General features: G+C 66.4%; 20 protein-coding genes. 11 read left to right on the plus strand and 9 right to left on the minus strand.

Annotated features, from left to right (window positions below; translation table 11 throughout):
* Positions 1 to 82: 82 nt before the first annotated feature.
* The 5 genes from IU452_RS21285 (at position 83) to IU452_RS21305 (ending at position 3,852) form a co-directional block, all read left to right on the plus strand.
* Positions 83 to 508: a DUF4189 domain-containing protein gene (locus tag IU452_RS21285; RefSeq protein WP_195110880.1), complete on the plus strand. Its 426-nt coding sequence runs from the start codon at positions 83 to 85 to the stop codon at positions 506 to 508.
* Positions 509 to 641: 133 nt separating this feature from the next.
* Positions 642 to 1,214, plus strand: coding sequence for a class I SAM-dependent methyltransferase (locus IU452_RS21290; RefSeq protein ID WP_195110881.1), 573 nt, complete (start codon positions 642 to 644; stop codon positions 1,212 to 1,214).
* A 75-nt stretch (positions 1,215 to 1,289) separates the two neighbouring features.
* A complete protein-coding gene (locus IU452_RS21295) occupies positions 1,290 to 1,586 on the plus strand; it encodes a DUF6285 domain-containing protein (protein ID WP_195110882.1) in 297 nt (98 codons plus the stop codon).
* Positions 1,583 to 2,581 (plus strand): phosphotransferase family protein, encoded by a 999-nt coding sequence (locus tag IU452_RS21300; protein ID WP_195110883.1) that lies wholly within the window; start codon positions 1,583 to 1,585, stop codon positions 2,579 to 2,581. Before IU452_RS21295 ends, IU452_RS21300 begins: the two co-directional genes overlap by 4 nt.
* Before the next feature lie 8 nt (positions 2,582 to 2,589).
* Positions 2,590 to 3,852, plus strand: a complete 1,263-nt coding sequence (locus IU452_RS21305) for an acyl-CoA dehydrogenase family protein (protein ID WP_195110884.1) — start codon at positions 2,590 to 2,592, stop codon at positions 3,850 to 3,852.
* 18 nt (positions 3,853 to 3,870) lie between these two features.
* Here the strand turns inward: IU452_RS21305 and IU452_RS21310 are convergent, their stop codons facing one another.
* The 3 genes from IU452_RS21310 to IU452_RS21320 are packed head-to-tail and all read right to left on the minus strand — an operon-like array spanning position 3,871 to position 6,426.
* A complete protein-coding gene (locus IU452_RS21310; RefSeq protein WP_195110885.1) occupies positions 3,871 to 4,533 on the minus strand; it encodes a methionine ABC transporter permease in 663 nt (220 codons plus the stop codon).
* A gap of 10 nt (positions 4,534 to 4,543) precedes the next feature.
* Positions 4,544 to 5,560, minus strand: a complete 1,017-nt coding sequence (locus IU452_RS21315; protein WP_195110886.1) for a methionine ABC transporter ATP-binding protein — start codon at positions 5,558 to 5,560, stop codon at positions 4,544 to 4,546.
* Entirely contained in the window at positions 5,557 to 6,426 is an 870-nt protein-coding gene (locus IU452_RS21320) for a MetQ/NlpA family ABC transporter substrate-binding protein (RefSeq protein ID WP_416382346.1), read from the minus strand. Before IU452_RS21320 ends, IU452_RS21315 begins: the two co-directional genes overlap by 4 nt.
* A 130-nt stretch (positions 6,427 to 6,556) precedes the next feature.
* Here IU452_RS21320 and IU452_RS21325 point away from each other — a divergent pair, with 130 nt between their 5' ends.
* Positions 6,557 to 7,423, plus strand: a complete 867-nt coding sequence (locus IU452_RS21325) for a MetQ/NlpA family ABC transporter substrate-binding protein (protein WP_195110888.1) — start codon at positions 6,557 to 6,559, stop codon at positions 7,421 to 7,423.
* Positions 7,424 to 7,429: 6 nt separating this feature from the next.
* Here the strand turns inward: IU452_RS21325 and IU452_RS21330 are convergent, their stop codons facing one another.
* The 4 genes from IU452_RS21330 to IU452_RS38950 form a co-directional block, all read right to left on the minus strand.
* Positions 7,430 to 8,242: an RDD family protein gene (locus tag IU452_RS21330; protein WP_195110889.1), complete on the minus strand. Its 813-nt coding sequence runs from the start codon at positions 8,240 to 8,242 to the stop codon at positions 7,430 to 7,432.
* Between the two features lie 135 nt (positions 8,243 to 8,377).
* Positions 8,378 to 8,914: a GNAT family N-acetyltransferase gene (locus IU452_RS21335; protein ID WP_195110890.1), complete on the minus strand. Its 537-nt coding sequence runs from the start codon at positions 8,912 to 8,914 to the stop codon at positions 8,378 to 8,380.
* Between the two features lie 45 nt (positions 8,915 to 8,959).
* Positions 8,960 to 9,877, minus strand: a complete 918-nt coding sequence (locus IU452_RS21340; RefSeq protein ID WP_195110891.1) for a Ku protein — start codon at positions 9,875 to 9,877, stop codon at positions 8,960 to 8,962.
* A gap of 647 nt (positions 9,878 to 10,524) precedes the next feature.
* Complete coding sequence (locus IU452_RS38950; RefSeq protein ID WP_267467610.1) at positions 10,525 to 10,659, minus strand: hypothetical protein; 135 nt, start codon at positions 10,657 to 10,659, stop codon at positions 10,525 to 10,527.
* Positions 10,660 to 10,738: 79 nt separating this feature from the next.
* Between IU452_RS38950 and IU452_RS21345 the strand changes: the two genes are divergently transcribed.
* The 4 genes from IU452_RS21345 to IU452_RS21360 all read left to right on the plus strand — a co-directional run bounded on the left by IU452_RS21345 (position 10,739) and on the right by IU452_RS21360 (position 12,864).
* On the plus strand, positions 10,739 to 10,909 hold the full coding sequence (locus IU452_RS21345) for a hypothetical protein (RefSeq protein ID WP_195110892.1): 171 nt from the start codon (positions 10,739 to 10,741) through the stop codon (positions 10,907 to 10,909).
* Between the two features lie 580 nt (positions 10,910 to 11,489).
* Positions 11,490 to 11,777 carry a hypothetical protein gene (locus IU452_RS21350; RefSeq protein WP_195111274.1) on the plus strand — a complete coding sequence of 96 codons (288 nt, stop codon included), beginning with the start codon at positions 11,490 to 11,492 and terminating at the stop codon, positions 11,775 to 11,777.
* A 105-nt stretch (positions 11,778 to 11,882) separates the two neighbouring features.
* Complete coding sequence (locus IU452_RS21355; RefSeq protein WP_195110893.1) at positions 11,883 to 12,062, plus strand: hypothetical protein; 180 nt, start codon at positions 11,883 to 11,885, stop codon at positions 12,060 to 12,062.
* Between the two features lie 370 nt (positions 12,063 to 12,432).
* Positions 12,433 to 12,864: a hypothetical protein gene (locus IU452_RS21360; RefSeq protein ID WP_195110894.1), complete on the plus strand. Its 432-nt coding sequence runs from the start codon at positions 12,433 to 12,435 to the stop codon at positions 12,862 to 12,864.
* 327 nt (positions 12,865 to 13,191) lie between these two features.
* On the opposite strand, the gene IU452_RS21365 is transcribed toward IU452_RS21360, so the two are convergent.
* Positions 13,192 to 14,256, minus strand: coding sequence for an aldo/keto reductase (locus IU452_RS21365; protein ID WP_195110895.1), 1,065 nt, complete (start codon positions 14,254 to 14,256; stop codon positions 13,192 to 13,194).
* A 332-nt stretch (positions 14,257 to 14,588) separates the two neighbouring features.
* On the opposite strand from IU452_RS21365, the gene IU452_RS21370 reads away from it, so the two are divergent.
* A complete protein-coding gene (locus IU452_RS21370) occupies positions 14,589 to 15,353 on the plus strand; it encodes a TetR/AcrR family transcriptional regulator (protein ID WP_195110896.1) in 765 nt (254 codons plus the stop codon).
* Between the two features lie 865 nt (positions 15,354 to 16,218).
* On the opposite strand, the gene IU452_RS21375 is transcribed toward IU452_RS21370, so the two are convergent.
* On the minus strand, positions 16,219 to 17,328 hold the full coding sequence (locus IU452_RS21375; RefSeq protein WP_195110897.1) for an FAD-dependent oxidoreductase: 1,110 nt from the start codon (positions 17,326 to 17,328) through the stop codon (positions 16,219 to 16,221).
* Positions 17,329 to 17,376: the final 48 nt, after the last annotated feature.

Consider the following 17,376-nt stretch of genomic DNA (forward strand, 5'->3'; position numbering starts at 1 on the left):
CGGTCGCCCATTCCTTGGACAGACCGGCGTCCGGTAGGCGAAGATTCACCCCGTTCGTTTCTCTTACGGGGAGGAATCACCAATGTCATTGCTGCGCAAGGCCGCCTGGTGTCTATCGGTACCGGCGGCGGCAGGGCTGACCGTCGTATCCGCAGGTCCGGCGAGCGCTGCCGACGACCTCTACGGTGCCCTGTCGGTCTCGCCGAGCACCGGGACGGTCGCCTACGCCGTCAACCACAACAGCTGGGCGACCGCCGACGCGGGCGCCAACGTCAAATGCGGTGTGTACGACTGCGAGGTGGTCGTGCACTTTGCCAACGCCTGCGGTGCCGTGGCCCAGGGCGCGGATCGCCGCTTCGGCGGCGCCTGGGCCCCGACCAAGGTCGAGGCAGAAAGAGCCGCTGTCGAGTCCCTGGGCCTGAGCGCCCCGCCGTTCCCGGACCTCGGCAGCGCCTCACCCCGTGCGGCCCAGGTGGTCCTGTCGGCCTGCACCGACAACGCCCAGTAAGGGCCGCAGAGAAATTCGCGTGCGCCGCCATCGGGGAGTGGATAACGTCCCCGGTATGCGAATCGTGTGCGGTAAGAAGATCCGGGATGTGGATATCGGTTAAGCCCGGGAGCTGATCGCCCGCCACTCGGCGGTGCGCGTCGACCTGGGAACCGGTGACGGGCGTGCGGTGCTGGCCGCCGCGGCCGCGAATTCGCGGCTGCTGGTCATCGGTGTGGATGCGAGCGCCGCCGGAATGGTGGATGCCTCCCGGCGGGCGATGCGATCGCGCGACGGCTCGAATGCCCTGTTCGTCGTCGCGGCCGCCGAACGCCTGCCGCCCGAACTGAACGGGCTCGCCGACGAGGTCACGGTCAATTTCCCCTGGGGTTCACTGCTGCGCGGACTGCTCGGCGCCGACGACGCGGTGCTGGGCGGCCTCGCGAGAATCATGAAACCCGGTGCGGCACTGTCGATACTGCTGTCGGTGACCGATCAGGATCGCGGCGCCGGAGTGGCGGCCATCGAGGACGGCGCGGCGCTGTCGGCCCTCGTCGGCCCCTATGCCGCGCAGGGGCTGGCCATTACCGAGATCCGGCCGCTGGCCGCGGCGGATGTCGCCGCGGCGGGCTCGAGCTGGGGTAAGCGTCTGGGCGCGGGTACGCGTCGTCCGGCCTGGCTGATCGCTGCGCGGCGCGCGGCCGCGGGGCAGGCCCGGGCCGGATGATCGCACCTCCCGAAACCCCCTGGGTGGGAGCGGCATTCGTGCGATGCTGAATCCGGGAGCGAGGGAGGACCGGATATGCAGTATCGACCGACGGCGACCGAGGTACTCGACTCGCTCGCGGAATTGCTGGACCACGTGCTGCTGCCCGCCCTACCCGACGAACTGCAACATCGGGCTCGGGTGGGCGCCAACCTCGCCCGCATCGTCCGGCGCGAACTGGAACTCGGCCCGGCCGCGGCCCAGCGCGAACGCGAGCTGCTGGCCGCGGTCCCGGCCGGCTCGGACGAGGCCCTGTGGCAGGCGCTGGTCGTGGTGGTGCGGGCCGATCTGGCGATCGCCAAGCCCGGATACGACGCGTGGGAGGGGGAGTGACCGCCAATCTGGCCACCGGACTGGCCCGCTTCCTGCAGTCCGAACTCGGCGGCGACGTATCGGTGTCGAATGTGCGGCAGCTCTCGGCAGGTGCGCGGCGGCGCAGCGTCGCCTTCGACGCACAGCGCGACGGTCACACCCGTCGGCTGGTCGCGACCATCGTGCCTCCCGCGATTCAGCGGCTCCCGGTCGACACCGAGGCCGAAGTGCGCGAAATGGCCCGCAAATCCGGTGTTCCGGTGCCCGCGGTGGTGGCCACGTGCACCGATTCGGGCCATGTCGGCGCGCCGTTCCTCGTCTCCGAACGCGTCGACGGAGAAACCGTGCCGCGCAAGGTATTACGTCTGGTCAACGCCGCAGGCATCGGTGATCGCCTGGCCGTCCAGCTGGGTGAGGCGATGGGCCGGCTGCACGGCATCGACCCCGCCGCCGCACCGCCGCGGCTGCCCGGCTCGCGCGAGGACGACCCAGCCCGAACCGAATTGGCCGAGGCCGAAGCGGGCGTGCGGGAACTCCTCGGCGACCGGCCCGTTTTCGCGCTGGCACTGCGCTGGCTGCAGCGCCACATCCCGGACCCGCCGCCGCGAAAAGCGGTGCTGCACACGGATATGCGCAACGGCAACCTCATCGTCGACGGCGACGGCCTGCGGGCGGTCCTGGACTGGGAAGGGGCGCGGCGCTTCGGCGACCCGATGCGCGACGCCGCCTGGGCGGCGCTGCGGATGTGGCGCTTCCGCTCCGATGCCGCGGAGTTCGGTGGTTTCGGCGGCCGGGATCCGTTCGTGCACGGCTACGAGCAGGTCGGCGGCAGCTTCGACCCGGACCGGTTCCGCTGGTGGAAGGTGTTGTGCACGCTCGGCTGGGGTGTCGGGCTGGCCGGTCAGGCCGCGGCACATCTGGACGGCAGCGTACGCGATATCGTCATGGCCGCCAGCGGCCGCCGGGTCTCGGAGATCGAATGGGACCTGCTCATGCAGACCCGGACCGGACGCTAGGAGCAGCAGTGGATTTCGAGCTTCCCGCCGAGCTTATGGCCTATCTCGCCGAACTCGACGACTTCATCGAACGCGAGATCGTCCCGCTGGAACGGGCCGACGACAACATCCGCTTCTTCGACCATCGCCGCGAGGACGCCCGCACCGACTGGGAACGCGGCGGCCTGCCGACCAAGGAGTGGGAGGCACTGCTGGCCGAGGCCCGCCGCCGCGCCGACGCCGCCGGCCACTACCGCTACGCCTTTCCGGCCGCCTACGGGGGCCGCGACGGCACCAACCTCGGTATGGCCGTCATCCGCGAACATCTCGCCCGGCGTGGCCTGGGCCTGCACTGCGATCTGCAGACCGAGCACGCGGTCGTCGCCAACAACGTCGGCCTGCTGCTGATGCTCGAATACGGTTCGGAGTGGCAGAAATCCGAGTGGGTCGAGGGGCTGGCCTCGGGCACCCGGTTTTTCGCCTTCGGCATCACCGAACCCGAGCACGGCTCGGATGCCACCCATATGCAGACCACCGCCGTCCGCGACGGCGAGGACTGGGTGATCACCGGCGAGAAGACCTGGAACAGCGGCATCAACATCGCCGACGCGGACCTGATCTTCGCACGCACCTCCGGTGAACCCGGCGACGCCACCGGCATCACGGCCTTCCTGGTGCCCACCGGCACACCGGGTTTCACCGTCGAGGAATACCTGTGGACGTTCAACATGCCCACCGACCACGGCCGCGTCGCGCTGCGCGAGGTGCGCGTGCCCGGCGAGGCGATGTTCGGGCCGGAGGGACGCGGCCTGGCGGTGGTCCAGCATTTCTTCAACGAGAACCGTATCCGCCAGGCCTCCTCCAGCCTCGGTGCGGCGCAATACTGTATCGATCAGTCGGTGGCATATGCCAAGCAGCGCAAGCCGTTCGGCACACCCTTGGCCGAGAATCAGGCCATCCAGTTCCCGCTGGTGGAACTGCACACCCAGTGCGAGATGCTGCGTGCCCTGATCTACAAGACCGCCTGGACCATGGACCGCTACGGCACCTTCACCGCCTCCGAACAGGTGTCGATGTGCAACTACTGGGCCAACCGGTTGTGCTGCGAGGCCGCCGACCGCGCCATGCAGGTCCACGGCGGCCTCGGCTACTCCCGCCACAAACCCTTCGAGCACATCTACCGCCACCACCGCCGCTACCGCATCACCGAGGGCTCGGAGGAGATCCAGATGCGCCGCGTCGCCGGATACCTGTTCGGCTTCATGAAATCTCGCACCCCGAAGGGCGTGTGACTCGGCGTCCGAACGAACTCAGCGGCGCAATACTCTGCGGGCCAGCCAGTTGCCCGCGAACTGCACGCCCTGCACGCCCGCGATGATGATCAACGTAGCCACCAGCGTGACCTGCCAGTCGAAGCGCTGATAGCCGTAGACCAGGGCGAAATCGCCCAGGCCGCCGCCACCGACCGTGCCCGCCATGGCGGACATGTCCACGATGGCGATCACCACGAACGTGTAGCCCAGGATCAGCGGGCCCAGCGCCTCCGGGATGAGCAGGGTGAGGATGATCCGCAGCGGCCCCGCGCCCATCGACCGGGCCGCCTCGATGACGCCCGGGTCGACGGTGACGAGATTCTGCTCCACGATGCGCGCGATGCCGAACGAGGCCGCCACGATCATGACGAACGCCGCCGCGTCGGTGCCGATCGTGGTGCCAACCACCTGTAGCGTCACCGGGCCCAGCGCCGCCAGCAGGATGATGAACGGAATCGGCCGCACCACATTGACCAGCACATTGAGCAGCAGGTGCACCGGCGCGTTCGCCAGCAGCCCGCCCTTGCGGGTGGTGTAGAGCGCGGTGCCCAGGATCAGTCCGAACAGCCCGCCCACCGCGAAGGTGATGAGCACGAGATACAAAGTCGTGCCGATCGATTCGCTCAGGATCGGCCGCAGTTGGTCCCAATTCGTATGCATCCCGGCCCCTTCACCCGTGCGTCAGTTCGTCGATCACCTTGTCCACCGCGTCCTCGGGTCCGTCCAGGGCGAGGGTGAGGCTGCCGAACGTCTTGTCCTGCAAGGCACTCACTCCGCCGTAGACGACCTCGAACCGCACCCCGGCATGGGCGGCGGTGGTCAGCGCCGCACCGATCCCGCGGCCCTCGCCGACGTCGACGGTGACCAGCCGGCCCGCGTGCAGCCGCGCGAGGCGGTCCCGCTCCTCGTCGCTGGGCCGGTTGTGCAGCACGGTATCGACGAAGGATCGGGTCGGCGTGGCCTGCGGCGTCGCGAAAACCTCGAAGGTACTGGCCAATTCGACGATCCGCCCCTGGGCGAGCACCGCGACCCGATCGGCGACCGCGCGAATGACATCCATCTCGTGCGTGATCACCACGATCGTCACCCCGAGTTCGGCATTGACCTTCTTCAGCAGCCGCAGCACCTCCTGCGTGGTCTCCGGGTCCAGCGCCGAGGTCGCCTCGTCGGCCAGCAGCAGCGACGGCGAGGTCGCCAGTGCCCGGGCGATGCCCACCCGCTGCTTCTGCCCGCCCGACAGCTGATCCGGATACCGGCGCGCCTTATCCGACAGGCCCACGAATTCCAGCAATTCGGCAACCCTGGCCTTGCGTTTCGGGCGCGGCCAGCGCGCCACCTTCAGCGGGTACTCGACGTTCCCGGCCACGGTGCGCGAACGGAACAGATTGAACTGCTGGAACACCATGCCGATATCGCGGCGCAACCGGCGCACTCGCGTCTCGGGCACGCCCGTGATGGGTTCACCGCCGATCAGGACGCTGCCCGAGCTGGGCTTCTCCAGACCGTTGATCAACCGCACCAGCGTGCTCTTCCCCGCGCCGGAATAGCCGATGATGCCGAAGATCTCACCGCGCTCGATGCGCAGATCGATGGCGTCCAGCGCGACGGTCGAGGACTTACCCGACGCGAAGGTTTTGGTGACGGAACGGAATTCGACCGCGGGCACCGCGGCGGCCGCCTCGCTCACTGGCCGCGCAGGTTCTGCTGCACCCGCTGCAGAATCTGCTCCAGCTCGGGTCCGCTGCGCTTCACCTCGACCGCGGTGCCCTTGTACACCTCGGTTTCCTTGGCCTGCACCGCCGGATCGTGCCAGATGTCGACCACTTGCAGATACAGCGGATTGTTCTTGTCCTCGGCCCGCGTCACCAGCGCGTTGATGTACGGCTCGGCGGCCGGATCGTTCGGATCATCCTTGTACAGAGCGGATTTCGGATCGATACCGGAACGCTCCAGGAAGGTGTTGTTGATGACCGCACCGTCGACCGAGTTCAGCGACAGCGGCGTCTGCGCCGCGTCGACCGTGGTCACCTCGACCTTGGAGGCGGCCTTGTCGACATCGGCGGGGGAGGGCTGACGCGGCGTGCCGACCAGCTTCACCAGCCCCGCGCCCTGCAGGACATTCAGCGCACGCGCCTGATTGGTGGGATCGTTCGGGATCGCGATCTTGCCGCCCTGCGGGATGTCGGCGACCGACTTGTGCTTCTTCGAGTACAGGCCCAGCGGGACGATGTAGGTCGCCCCGATCGGGGTGAGCGTGTCGTTGTTGCCGACGTTGTACTGACCGAGAAACTGCAGATGCTGGAACAGATTCACATCGATCTGCTTCTGTGCCAGCGCGAGGTTGGGTGCCTTGTAATCGGAGAAGTTGGTGACCTTCAGCGTGATGCCCTGCTCCTTGGCCTTCTGCTCGAACACGTCCCACACCGGATCCCGGTCCGTGGTGCCGATCCGCACCACCCGACCCGATGCGGAGCCGTCATTGCCGCAGGCCGTGAGGGTGATGACCGCGGTTGCTACCAGGACCGGGATCGCCAGTGCCCGATGGAATTTCACTCGTGCTCCAAATACTTCGTGTGAACAGAACCCGGCTATCCAAGCGGGCGCACCGGGCCGCGGACAAGGGTTCGGATTGCCCTGAGCGAAACCCTGGCAACCAGTGGTTCCGGCGTCTACTTTGCACGAAATGCGAAGGCTGCGCCGGTTTGCGGTGGTCCCCGTCCTGTTCGCTCTGGTCGCGGCCGTCGGCGCCTGTGGTGGACGCCACCATGGCGACGTGGTGCGCATCGGTGTGAACGATCTCGCCCAACCGCACTGGCAGGTATTCGAGGACAAGGCCGCCGCGCAGGGCATCTCGGTGGAGTTCGTCAACTTCACCGACTACAATCAGCCCAATCCCGCACTGGCGCAACGGCGTATCGATCTGAACAAGTTCCAGCACATCCGGTACCTGGCCAACTACAACGTTCGCAACAACGACACGCTGGTGCCGATCGGTGCGACCGAGATCTACCCGCTGACGCTGTATTCGAAGAAGCACAGGTCGGTGGCCGACATCCCGGCGGGCGGCCGGATCACCCTGAGCAACAATCCCGCGAATCAGGTGCGGCCGCTGCTGGGGCTGGCGGCGGCCGGGCTGATCAGCCTGAAGGGCGGTCCGGGCTGGGATTCCGAGCTCGAGGATGTCGACACCGCGGCCTCGAAGGTGAAGTTGACGACCATCGATCCCACGCTGACCGCGCAGTCGCTGGACAGCGTCGATGCCGCCTTCGTCGACGACACCTTCGCCCGCCAGGCCGGGCTCACGCGGGAGCAGGTGATCTTCACCGACGACCCGCAGCGCCCGGAACTGAAGCAGTACATCAATATTTTCGCCGCCCGTGCCGCCGACAAGGACGATCCGACGCTGCGGCGGCTGGTGACGATCTATCACGACCCGGAGGTCGAGGCGGCCATTCGGGCCGAGGCCGGGTTCGACGGCATCTTCGAACACAACGATGCCGCCGACCTGCAGGCCACCCTGGCCGAACTCGAGGCGAAATTCCGCGAGTAGCGGGTGTCAGACCTTGACGACGATCGTGTTGAGGATCTTGTCGGCGAAGGTCTGGCGCTTGTCGTCCCACAGCGGCCACAGCCAGCCGAGGTAGCACGGGACGGTGTCGAGGATGTGGCAGATCCGCCGCACCAGGGCCATGCCGAAGCCGAGGGGCTGACCGTCCGCCTCGCGGACCAGGCGGATGCCCACCACCTTCTTGCCCGGGGTCTGGCCGGTGCGACCCTCCAGGAACAGCAGATACAGCCCGCCCACGAGGGCGATCAGTCCGCCGACGGCGATCAGGGCGACACCCACTCCCGACAGGCCACCGGAACAGGTCTGGCTGTAGCTGTAGGGGCCCTCGTCCGCGGTGCAGGTCACCGAGGTGGAGCCGACCGCGATCCCGATGGAGTAGAAGATGGCCGCGGGAACGCCCACGATCAAGGCGTCCACCACCGCGCCACCGACCCGGGCGGGCCAGCTCGCATACGGCGGGCCGTATCCGTACGGCTGATAACCGGGCCCGGCCGGATAGCCGTACCCCGCACCGGGCGGCGGAGCGCCGTAACCGGGCTGCGGCGCACCGTATCCCGGCGGCGGGGCACCGAAACCGGGTTGGCCCGGCCCATATCCCGGCGGAGTGCCGTATCCGGGTTGGCCCGCACCGTAATTGGGCGCGGTGCCGTAAACGGGTTGGCCTGCACCGTATCCCGGCGGTGTGCCGTATCCGGGTGGGCCCGCGGCATCGCCTGGCATGCCGTGCCCGGGCGGGGGATACCCGTGGCCGGGCTGGCCCGGCTGCTGCGGGAACGGTTGCTGGGCGTGCGGGTCGGTCATGCGGTTCCTTCGGTTTCGACGAGATGTAACGCGTGAGCAGTATCGCCGAACCCCGCCGACCCCGCTGCCTATACCTACGCTCGGGACGACATCGCCTGCACGGGGGCTCGTTTCGCCCTCGCCTGCGCGAATCTGTCAGCGCCGCAACCGGCCCGTGCGGGCGAAGGTGCGCTTGGTGGCGGGGGACAGGCCGGGGGTGGCCTCGGCGGCGGTGAGGTCGGGCTGATCCGGGTTGGGGCGGACGAACAGCGTGACCGTGGTGCCGTCGGTGAACCCGTGCCGCGTCATCAGCGTCGCCGATGCCGTGTTACCGGCTTCGACGTCGGTGACAATGCGGCGGGCGCCGCGGGAGAACAGGGTCGAGCAGCAGATATCGACCAGCCTGCCCGCGATACCGCGGCCCTGCATGTACGGGGCCACCGCGATCCACTCCAGGTAGGCCCAGTCCTCGCGCAACTCGAACTCCATCGAGCCGAGCACAAAACCGACCACACGGTCCGAATCCAGCGCGACCCAGCACGACCCATCGGGATTGTCCAGATGTTCGACGATCGAGGTCAGTGACCAGGAGGTATAGGGTTTGGCGTCGGTGTCGAACACCTCGTCGCCGAGGTCGAGCACCTCGCGCAGGTGTCCGAGGCCCATGGGAACGATGGCTATGTCGGATTCCATGGCCGACAGTTTGCCAGCCACCCGGCCCGGCCTCGGAAAACGGGGTCAGGCGCCTTTGCGGGCCGACTGCTTGCCGGCGGCCTTCTTGGTGGCTTTCTTCGCTGTCTTCTTGGCCGGTTGCTTCTTGGCGGTGGTCTTGGACGTGGTCTTGGCCTTGGGCTCGGCCTTGCCGGAGCCGCGGCGGCCGGTCGCCTCCAGGCTGCGCTGCAGGGCGGCCACCAGGTCCACGACCTCGGCATCCATCTCCGCGGGCGCCGGTTCGGCGGGCCGGGTGACCTTACTGGATCCGGACTCGATGGCCTCGTCGATCATCTTCTTCAGTTCGATCTGGTAATCGTCGGTGAACAGGCCGGGATCGAACTCGTCGGACATGCTGTCGACCAGCGTCTCGGCCATCGACAGCTCCTGTTTGCGGGGTTCGGCGACGCCGTCGAGCGATTCGAAGTCCACCGCCCGCACCTCGTCGGGCCACAGCAGAGTCTGCAGCACCAGCACGCCGTCGCGCACCCGCAGCGCCCCCAGCCGCGTCTTCTGCCGCAGGGTGAAGTTCACCAGCGCGACGCGATCGGTCTGATCGAGCGTCTTGGCCAGCAGCACATAGGCTTTCGGCGTATTCGAGTCGGGCTCGAGGTAGTAGCTCTTGTCGAACAGGATCGGATCGATCTGCTCCGACGGAACGAACTGCAGCACCGGAATCTCGTGCTTCTCCGCCACCGGCAGCTTCGCGAAATCCTCGTCGGTGAGAATGACCCGATCGCCCTCCGGCGACTCGTAGGCCTTATCGATATCGGCGTACTGCACCGACTGCCCGCACACGGTGCACACCCGGTCGTACTTGATCCGCCCACCATCCTTGGCGTGGACCTGGTGAAACCGTATGTCATGGTCCTCTGTGGCGGTATAGACCTTGACCGGCACATTGACAAGCCCGAACGCGATGGAACCTTTCCAGATCGATCGCATGGCTCGATCGTACTTTCGACGTGCACGATTTGTCCGGCGAACCGCTACGACCTGCGGATTCGTTGTTGTTGGAGCGTGTCGTCAGTTGTTGTTCGTTGTTGTTCGTGGACCTGTGACGGCCTGATACCGATCCCGTTTGCACACGTCGGTGTCGCTCCGAGGCACTCGATGGGTGGTGGTGGCTACGCCTGCAGAGCGGCTCTGGCCATCGGATCGCCGGACATCTGGCCCCTGCGCCGTCGCTCGGCACATGGTGTCGGGCTTGCCCCTGCCCCAACCAATACGGGGTTCCGATCGCATCTGTGACCCTCCGGTCGTGGCGGGCAGCATGCGGCCGAATCGGTCGCAGGTTCGATTCCTGGGCGGGGCACATCGAACATGGGAACGGCGATGAACTGCGGTTATCGTATGGTCAACTGATAATTGAAGCCGGGTTCCAGCTCTGACACCCGTCGCAAAACCAAGTGCACCAGTACGTCGATTGGTTATTCATGGAGTGCCGGGTCCTCGGGGTTCAACGGCAAACGAATTTCGCGCCGACGACGAAGATCTCGAACGGGAAGCTCGCGCCGCAGCGGATCAGGATCCGCGGCTGCGGTGACGGCGGCGCCGCGGCGACGGGCCGTTCCGCTACTGGGGCGTACGGGTCACGACGCCGGTTCTGTCGGCGCGGCAGTGGTGGCGGTGGCCAGATCCGGGTAGAGGGTGAGGGTGTGCGGTCCCTTCGACGAGATGGTCGATGCCGCAGGCGACGATGCCGCGGCGATATTTATATCGCTCATCCGCGCAGTAACGAACTGGTCGGGTTCGTTCCGGATGGTGTGTGAGTCGAGCAGCCGGCTGCCACGGTGCAGCCGGACGGTGACGACCGAGACGGCGGCGATGGTGCAGGCGCGGACGGTGATCGAGCAGACCGCCGGTGTGCTGATGTGCAGGTACCGGCTCGGTGGCCATCAGCCATTGACGGGGTGGTGGCGGTCGCAGGACACCGATGCCGAACGGTGCGAGCTGGCACGTCCGGACGGTTGTTGATCTCGGGCCGCCGTCGCCTGCGCCTGATTGGGATGAATGCATTCGGCGCTGCGCTGTTGATCATCGACGCGCGGATATGTACGGGTGACCGGTGGCGGTGCCCCATACCCGGAGGACTGTGGCACTGCCACCGGTCGCTGATCCGCGTATCCGAACTGGTGCATGTGTTGGGCACATGTGCCGTAGCTAGTTCGGCGCCCGCACCGGATCGGATCGGTCAGCACCGTCGGTTGGCCGGATGGTGTGTTTGCAGGAACCGCCAAGGCAGGCCCATCGGGAGCGGCTGGTCGCAGCACCGCGTGCCATCACACAAGTCATCACAATTCGGCTGCAGCACATGCGCGAGTAGAAACAAAACGGACTGGTTGGCATATAATTGAGGGGTCGTCTCGCCCCCCTTCTCCCAGGGATCGGTCGCCGACAGCACGGAGGACAGGACACGCGTTGTTCGGACCGCCGCCCAGGATCTCCAGACCCGCCCTAGGCGGCGAGCATCCGGGGCTGGAACAGTTGAGGTGTTCCGCCGCGGAGTGGTCATGGAGGTATTCCTTCAACGCCCGGGAGGACAACGACTGTGAGCATGGCTCTGGCCGCTTGCGAGATGTGCACCGCGGTGCTGGCCCAGGTCGGCAACCCGACTCCGGAGACGCCGCCGGCTGCCGACAAGATCCTCAAGATCTTCCGGTACTTCACCTGGTTCGTCCTGTTGTCCGGCGTCACCGCCATCACCTACGGCGGCGCCAAGCTCGGCTGGGAGAAGTGGAGCGGCGGCAGAGTGGATTCACCGAAGATGGTGGCCGGAGCCTTGATCGGCGGCGCCACCGCCACCAGTGCCGGCACCATCATGAACGCAGTGATCGGGGGCTGAACCGGTGACGCGGGTCGCGCCCCCTCCCTCCGCTGATCGGAGGCAGCCGCTCCCGCCTGCCCGCGTGTCCGGCGGCGGGCCCTCCGCCGGACACGCCTGACCGCCATGATGGCGACGGATTATCCACAGCCCCATCACTCCGACGACTGGATCGTTGAACTCACCCAGTTCTGGGAAGCCATGACCCTCCAGTTCGAATTCGCCGATGATCGTCATCGGGCCGCGCAATCCCGCACGATGGCCGTTGCCTGGCGAGCCGAAGCCGACAGGCGCGGACGGCTGTGAGGTAGCGCGGCCGCACACGGATCGCGCGCTAGCGGTCGGCGCCGTCGCCGCAGGCCAGTTCCTGTAAGGGGGTTGGGCTGGGCTAGGATTCGGTGAGACCACGAGCGAAGAATCGCTTCATCATCGACAATGACGGACACGGCGATGGGGAGGGCCCGTGGGGCAATCGCCACAAAAGGGGGCGGGTCGCCGTACTTGGGTCCGGCGGCATCCTGTTCTTGCCGCGACGCTTCCGGCGTTGATCGCCGGCTTGGTCGTGCTGGTACCGGACAAGATATTCGACGTGCTGCAGGGGAACGGGGCTTCGCCACCGGCGACGCGGACCGGGCCACCCGCCTCCAGCGCTGGCCCGGGAACTACGAGCGACAGCGTGACCGCGACCAGTCCTCCTGCTGTGTCGGTGTCAGACGAGATGCGCTGGATGGGCGCGATAACCCTCACTCGTGTGGACCTGGACTCGGTGCCGCCTCGAGTGCTTCCGTCCAGGGAGGGGACCAGTTTCTGGGTCAACTACGAAGACCCGTCCGACGACATCTCCAAGGCGACGTTGTACGGGCTTGACGCTGGGTTCTTCACCACGTCGCCGAGCGTTGCGGTGTGGACGGAGGTGAACCGGCCCACCCGACAGCAGTGTACGGATCTCGTCACCGCCCGCGGGACCGAGAGCCTGCGTCTGACCAAAGACAGCAAGTACTGTGTCAGGACCGCGGCCGGCAGGATAGCGTTCCTCAGCGACCTTTCACTCGACGAGACCGCCGGTGCCTATGCCGCGACAGCGACGGTATGGAACAGCACCTCATGAGGTCCTGGAGCACAAACGTTCGACGCTCATACGCGGCGGATCGGACCGATCGTGTCCGGGGCGATGGTGTGCCCGAACATCAACAGAACATCCACATCGAGTTCGGGGAGACCGTCGATCATGGCCTGCATGGCTTACTCATCCGATCGACGATCGTTTCCGAGTGTCGCGCGGCCGTCGTACGCTCGTCATCATGTGATCATACGGCGGGGTGGTACCGGCGTTTACTAGGAAGAACTCGCCCTTGCTGGCGGCTGCATGGCGGAAGGCAGCTTTCCAGTGCGTCAAGAGTTGGGTGTGCGGCCTCGATTCGCCGTCGAGGCCGGGTCAGCGGCGAGGTTCGATTGTGAGGTCGCCGTCGAGGATTCGGCGTGTGTCCGGGCTGGCCAGGAAGTCGTGTGGGAAGCCCACGTCGATCGCACTGACCTTGTTCAGCCGATCCAGCTGATCGGCATCGAACTCGACCTCCAACGCACCCAGATTGTCCTCCAACTGATCCGATGTGCGCGCGCCCACGACCGGCGCGGTGACCGCGGGGTTCTGCAATGTCCACGCCAGTGCTACTTGGGCCGGACTGCGATTCATTTCTGCCGCAACCTGTTTGACAACATCCGCGATCGCGATGCTCCGTTCGGTCAAAAGCCCACCTGCGACCACGCTCGCTTTGCGGGTGCCGTCCGCCCCGTCGGCGGCCTGTCGATCCAGATCCGCGCGGCTGTATTTGCCCGACAGCACGCCGTAGGCCAGCGGTGACCACAGCTGCACGCCCAGCCCGAGCTCGCGAGCCATCGGGAGCAGATCACGCTCCGGGGTGCGCTCGACAAGGTTGTACTGGATTTGCAGCGCCACCAACGGAGACCAGCCCCGCAGGTCGGCGATGGCTTGCATGCGCGAGACCTGCCATGCCGGGGTGTCGGAGATGCCGACATACAGGACCTTGCCCTGTCGCACCATATCGTCCATGGCACGCAGGATCTCCTCTACCGGAGTCCGGAAGTCCCACACGTGCAGATACAGCAGGTCGATGTAATCGGTATTCAGGCGCCGCAGGCTCGCTTCCACCGACGCGACCATGTTCTTGCGGTGGTTGCCACCGGAATTCGGATCGGTCGGGTGCCGCAGCAGCGAGTACTTGGTCGCCAGCACCAGGCTATCGCGGTTGTCGCGGGTGAACTCGCCCATCAGCTTCTCCGAGGTGCCACCGGTGTAATTGCTGGCCGTATCGATGAAGTTACCGCCTCGTTCGACGTAGGTATCGAACAGCTTCCGGGCCTCACTCTCGTGCGCTCCCCACCCCCAGTCGGCACCGAAGGTCATCGTCCCCAATGCCAATGGAGAAACTCGCAATCCCGAACGGCCCAGCAAACGATAGGTGTCCAGAGTCGAAGCCATCATGCCCTCCTCCGAGCAGTTCGATCAGCGGATGACGCGGTAAAGGATCACCGGAAATTACATCGTTTTCGTTGCTTATGACGCGGCCTTGTCCCGTGATCACTTCGATTAGCCCCTCGACGGCCCTACGGCGCTACTGGACGGTCAGTCCTAGGTCACTGTGAAGCGTCCGGGCGCGGATACCGCTTGTCCTCACCGTGGCCGTCGGGACCATTCCCCTGCACGGCTCCTCCTTGTGGATCAGCATTTCAGACCACCGGTCTCTTGCGTATGCGACCGTAAGGGACCAGTGGTCTATTGTCAAGAGACCGGGGGTCTGTAATATGGCCCACATGACATTCCAGCGGGCGCGTAGCGAAGAGCAGCGGCAGGTTCGGCGTCGCGTGATCTTGGATACCGCGGCGGCGATGCTCGACGAGATGCCGGTGGCCGAGCTGAGTCTCAACGAACTCAGTCGCCGGGTCGGACTGGCCAAGTCGAATGTGTTGCGCTACTTCGAGTCTCGTGAGGAGATACTGCTCGAGCTGATGAGCAGGGAACTGCGTCGATGGGTGGCCGAGGTGGCCGACGAACTGACTGCCGCGATCGACCCGCACGTGTCGGCGACCGAGCGGGGCGACCAGCTCGCCGCTGTCCTCAGTCGCTCCCTGCGCGACCACCCGGTGCTGTGTGATCTGCTCAACGCGCAGCCAGGCGTCTTGGAGCACAACGTGTCCACCGACGTCGTGGTGCGCTACAAGCGATCCGGGGCCGATCTTCACGCGACCCTGGTCGACCTTGTCCGCGGCGTGCTGCCCGAACTCGGCAACGACGGTGCCCGCACGTTGTGCATGGTGGCCCCGACGATCGCTGCGGCGTTTTACCCGTACTCCCGGCCGTCTGCGAGGGTCCTCGACGCCTACCGCGTCGCCCCCACCCTCAATGCATTGCGATTCGACACGCCTGCCATCCTCGAAACCACCCTCGCCACGCTGATCACGGGCACGCTGGCACGTTCGGCCACCGCGAACCGGCCGTTTACCCAGCAGGCAACGCCCGGCATCGCGGCTCGGTCACAATCGTTGGGGAACAACCGCGCGTGCGAGACAACGCCGTAGTGTCGTTCACGAATTTCGTTTGGTCGTCGAGATGAACAGTAGCCGTGCACATTCGAATGCGTAATCAATTATCGGGGAGCGGTGGCGTGCGGCGTCGAACCGCAAGTCCCGCTTCATGAGTCGAGCTAGTCGGCGTATGGATGTCCTTGCCTGAGGACGGCTACGGCGCCGATGTGTATCTGGAGGGCACCGGATACCCTGTCGGACAGGAGTCGACCTCAAACCAGCCCATCGTCGCCGAGTGCCTTCTGGCCGAGCGAAGACACGGATGCATGGGCGAACACACCGTTCTCGGGCTGATCCGATGCCGTCGGGGAGCACGTGCCGAACAAAACCGGCGGCACCGGCCACAGAAGGTTCGGCCCCTGCCAGGTGGGGAGCGAAACCCGCCGCAGGAATACCCCGACACCCCCGCGACAAACTCGAGGTGCAGAGCCGTAGGCGGTGGTGGCAGTCTGCGCTGCCGGGCGGGGAACCGGCACGGTGTGTCGTCGCTGCCCAGCCAGCCCGAGTGCGGTCACCCCGGCCGGACGCACCTGCGTTCTCTGGTGGTCTCGGACCTGTGTCGGGCTGTTGTATGTGCTGACCTGCGGGCTAGTTCCGCATCGGTTCTCGCGGGAGGGGGGTCGACAGCATCTTCTGCAGCACGTCGCGGTCATAGGCCGCTCGATATGCGGCATTTTGCGAGCGTTGCGCTGGCACCGCCGGGGATCTCCGATGTCCGGAAAGACTCAGTCGCGTTCCGCTATGTGCGTAGCCGGGCGGTGCCCTTCTACGCTTCATCACCCTGGAATGGTAGGCATCGTGTGAACCGCGGCTGATCGCGCTGGCTGGACGGCCGTTTGTGGACCGCGATCGGCGCCGTTCAGCTCGGCTGGAAGAACTCGAGCATTCTCCGGCCGGCGTCGGGCGATGTCAGGATTTCCTGTATGCGTGCGGACATCCGGGCGGCAGCGCTGGTGCGTTCGAACATCTCGCGTTCGTATTCTTCGACGGCGGCGGGGACGTCGTCCGGGTGCGCGGCCAGTGCGAGACCGAGCAGGGCGCCGTCGAGCAGCGCCATGTTGGCGCCCTCTCCCACCGGCGGCATCAGGTGCGCGGCATCGCCGAGCAGCGTGACGTCCGGCTTCGACGGCCAGGTCAGGCCGACCGGGAGAGCGGTGATCGACCGCGGCACGACCGTGTCGTCGCAGGCCGCGATCAGCGCGGTGAACCGTGAGTCCCAGCCGGGGAGCAGGTCGATCAGCCGCGCCCGGGCGGCGGCCGGGTCGTCGAACGGGATCCCGCTGGTCGCGAACCAGTCCTCCGCGGTGTTGTAGAAGCTGAGGCCGATGCGAACGCGGCCGTCGCCGTTGCGCTGCGCCGCCAGGGATAGTCCGTTGCCGAGCACCCAGTAGTTGCCGCGCCCGACCATCGCCGCGAGGTCGGGGCGCGTGCGGTCGATGTCGGGAATGCCGAGTTCGACGACGTTCTGGCCGATATGCGCTGGTCGAGCGCCGGTAAGCAGTGCGCGGACTCGGGAGTTCGCGCCGTCGGCACCGACCAGCAGGTCATACGGCGCACTGCTGCCGTCGGCGAAGTGCAGCACGCCGTTGTCGGCGGATTCGAACGCGTGCCCCCAGCGCACCACGTCTTCGGGGAGGGAATCCAGCAGCAGGTTGCGCAGATCGGCACGGTCGACCTCGGGTCGCTCGAGCGGGGCGTCGTCGGGCGTGTCCTCCTGGAGCAGCAGGGTGCCGTCCGGCTCGAGAAGACGCATGTCCTGGCCTTCACCACGGGCAATCGCGGAGAACCGGTCGATCAGACCGGCCTCGCGCAGCGCCCGCTGCCCAGAATGTATGTCGAGCATGCCGCCTTGACCACGCGCATCGCGCGAGAGTTCCCGTTCGTACACGACGGCGTCGATGCCTTGCACGTGCAACACCCTGGCGAGGGCCAGGCCGGCCAGTCCGGCTCCGACGATCGCGATGCCCATAATCCCCTCCGATACGCTGTATTTACCAATGCACTGTATCGGATGACG

This window comes from Nocardia transvalensis (assembly GCF_015477765.1).
Lineage (GTDB): Bacteria > Actinomycetota > Actinomycetes > Mycobacteriales > Mycobacteriaceae > Nocardia > Nocardia transvalensis_A.

Excerpts from the sequence above, each read along its gene's own strand:
- IU452_RS21285 (WP_195110880.1), top strand. The coding sequence starts at position 83 with ATGTCATTGCTGCGCAAGGCCGCCTGGTGTCTATCGGTACCGGCGGCG.
- IU452_RS21295 (WP_195110882.1), top strand. The coding sequence starts at position 1,290 with ATGCAGTATCGACCGACGGCGACCGAGGTACTCGACTCGCTCGCGGAA.
- IU452_RS21310 (WP_195110885.1), bottom strand. The coding sequence starts at position 4,533 with ATGCATACGAATTGGGACCAACTGCGGCCGATCCTGAGCGAATCGATC.
- IU452_RS21325 (WP_195110888.1), top strand. The coding sequence starts at position 6,557 with ATGCGAAGGCTGCGCCGGTTTGCGGTGGTCCCCGTCCTGTTCGCTCTG.
- IU452_RS21330 (WP_195110889.1), bottom strand. The coding sequence starts at position 8,242 with ATGACCGACCCGCACGCCCAGCAACCGTTCCCGCAGCAGCCGGGCCAG.
- IU452_RS21335 (WP_195110890.1), bottom strand. The coding sequence starts at position 8,914 with ATGGAATCCGACATAGCCATCGTTCCCATGGGCCTCGGACACCTGCGC.
- IU452_RS21340 (WP_195110891.1), bottom strand. The coding sequence starts at position 9,877 with ATGCGATCGATCTGGAAAGGTTCCATCGCGTTCGGGCTTGTCAATGTG.
- IU452_RS38950 (WP_267467610.1), bottom strand. The coding sequence starts at position 10,659 with ATGAGCGATATAAATATCGCCGCGGCATCGTCGCCTGCGGCATCGACC.
- IU452_RS21350 (WP_195111274.1), top strand. The coding sequence starts at position 11,490 with ATGGCTCTGGCCGCTTGCGAGATGTGCACCGCGGTGCTGGCCCAGGTC.
- IU452_RS21355 (WP_195110893.1), top strand. The coding sequence starts at position 11,883 with ATGATGGCGACGGATTATCCACAGCCCCATCACTCCGACGACTGGATC.
- IU452_RS21365 (WP_195110895.1), bottom strand. The coding sequence starts at position 14,256 with ATGGCTTCGACTCTGGACACCTATCGTTTGCTGGGCCGTTCGGGATTG.
- IU452_RS21370 (WP_195110896.1), top strand. The coding sequence starts at position 14,589 with ATGACATTCCAGCGGGCGCGTAGCGAAGAGCAGCGGCAGGTTCGGCGT.
- IU452_RS21375 (WP_195110897.1), bottom strand. The coding sequence starts at position 17,328 with ATGGGCATCGCGATCGTCGGAGCCGGACTGGCCGGCCTGGCCCTCGCC.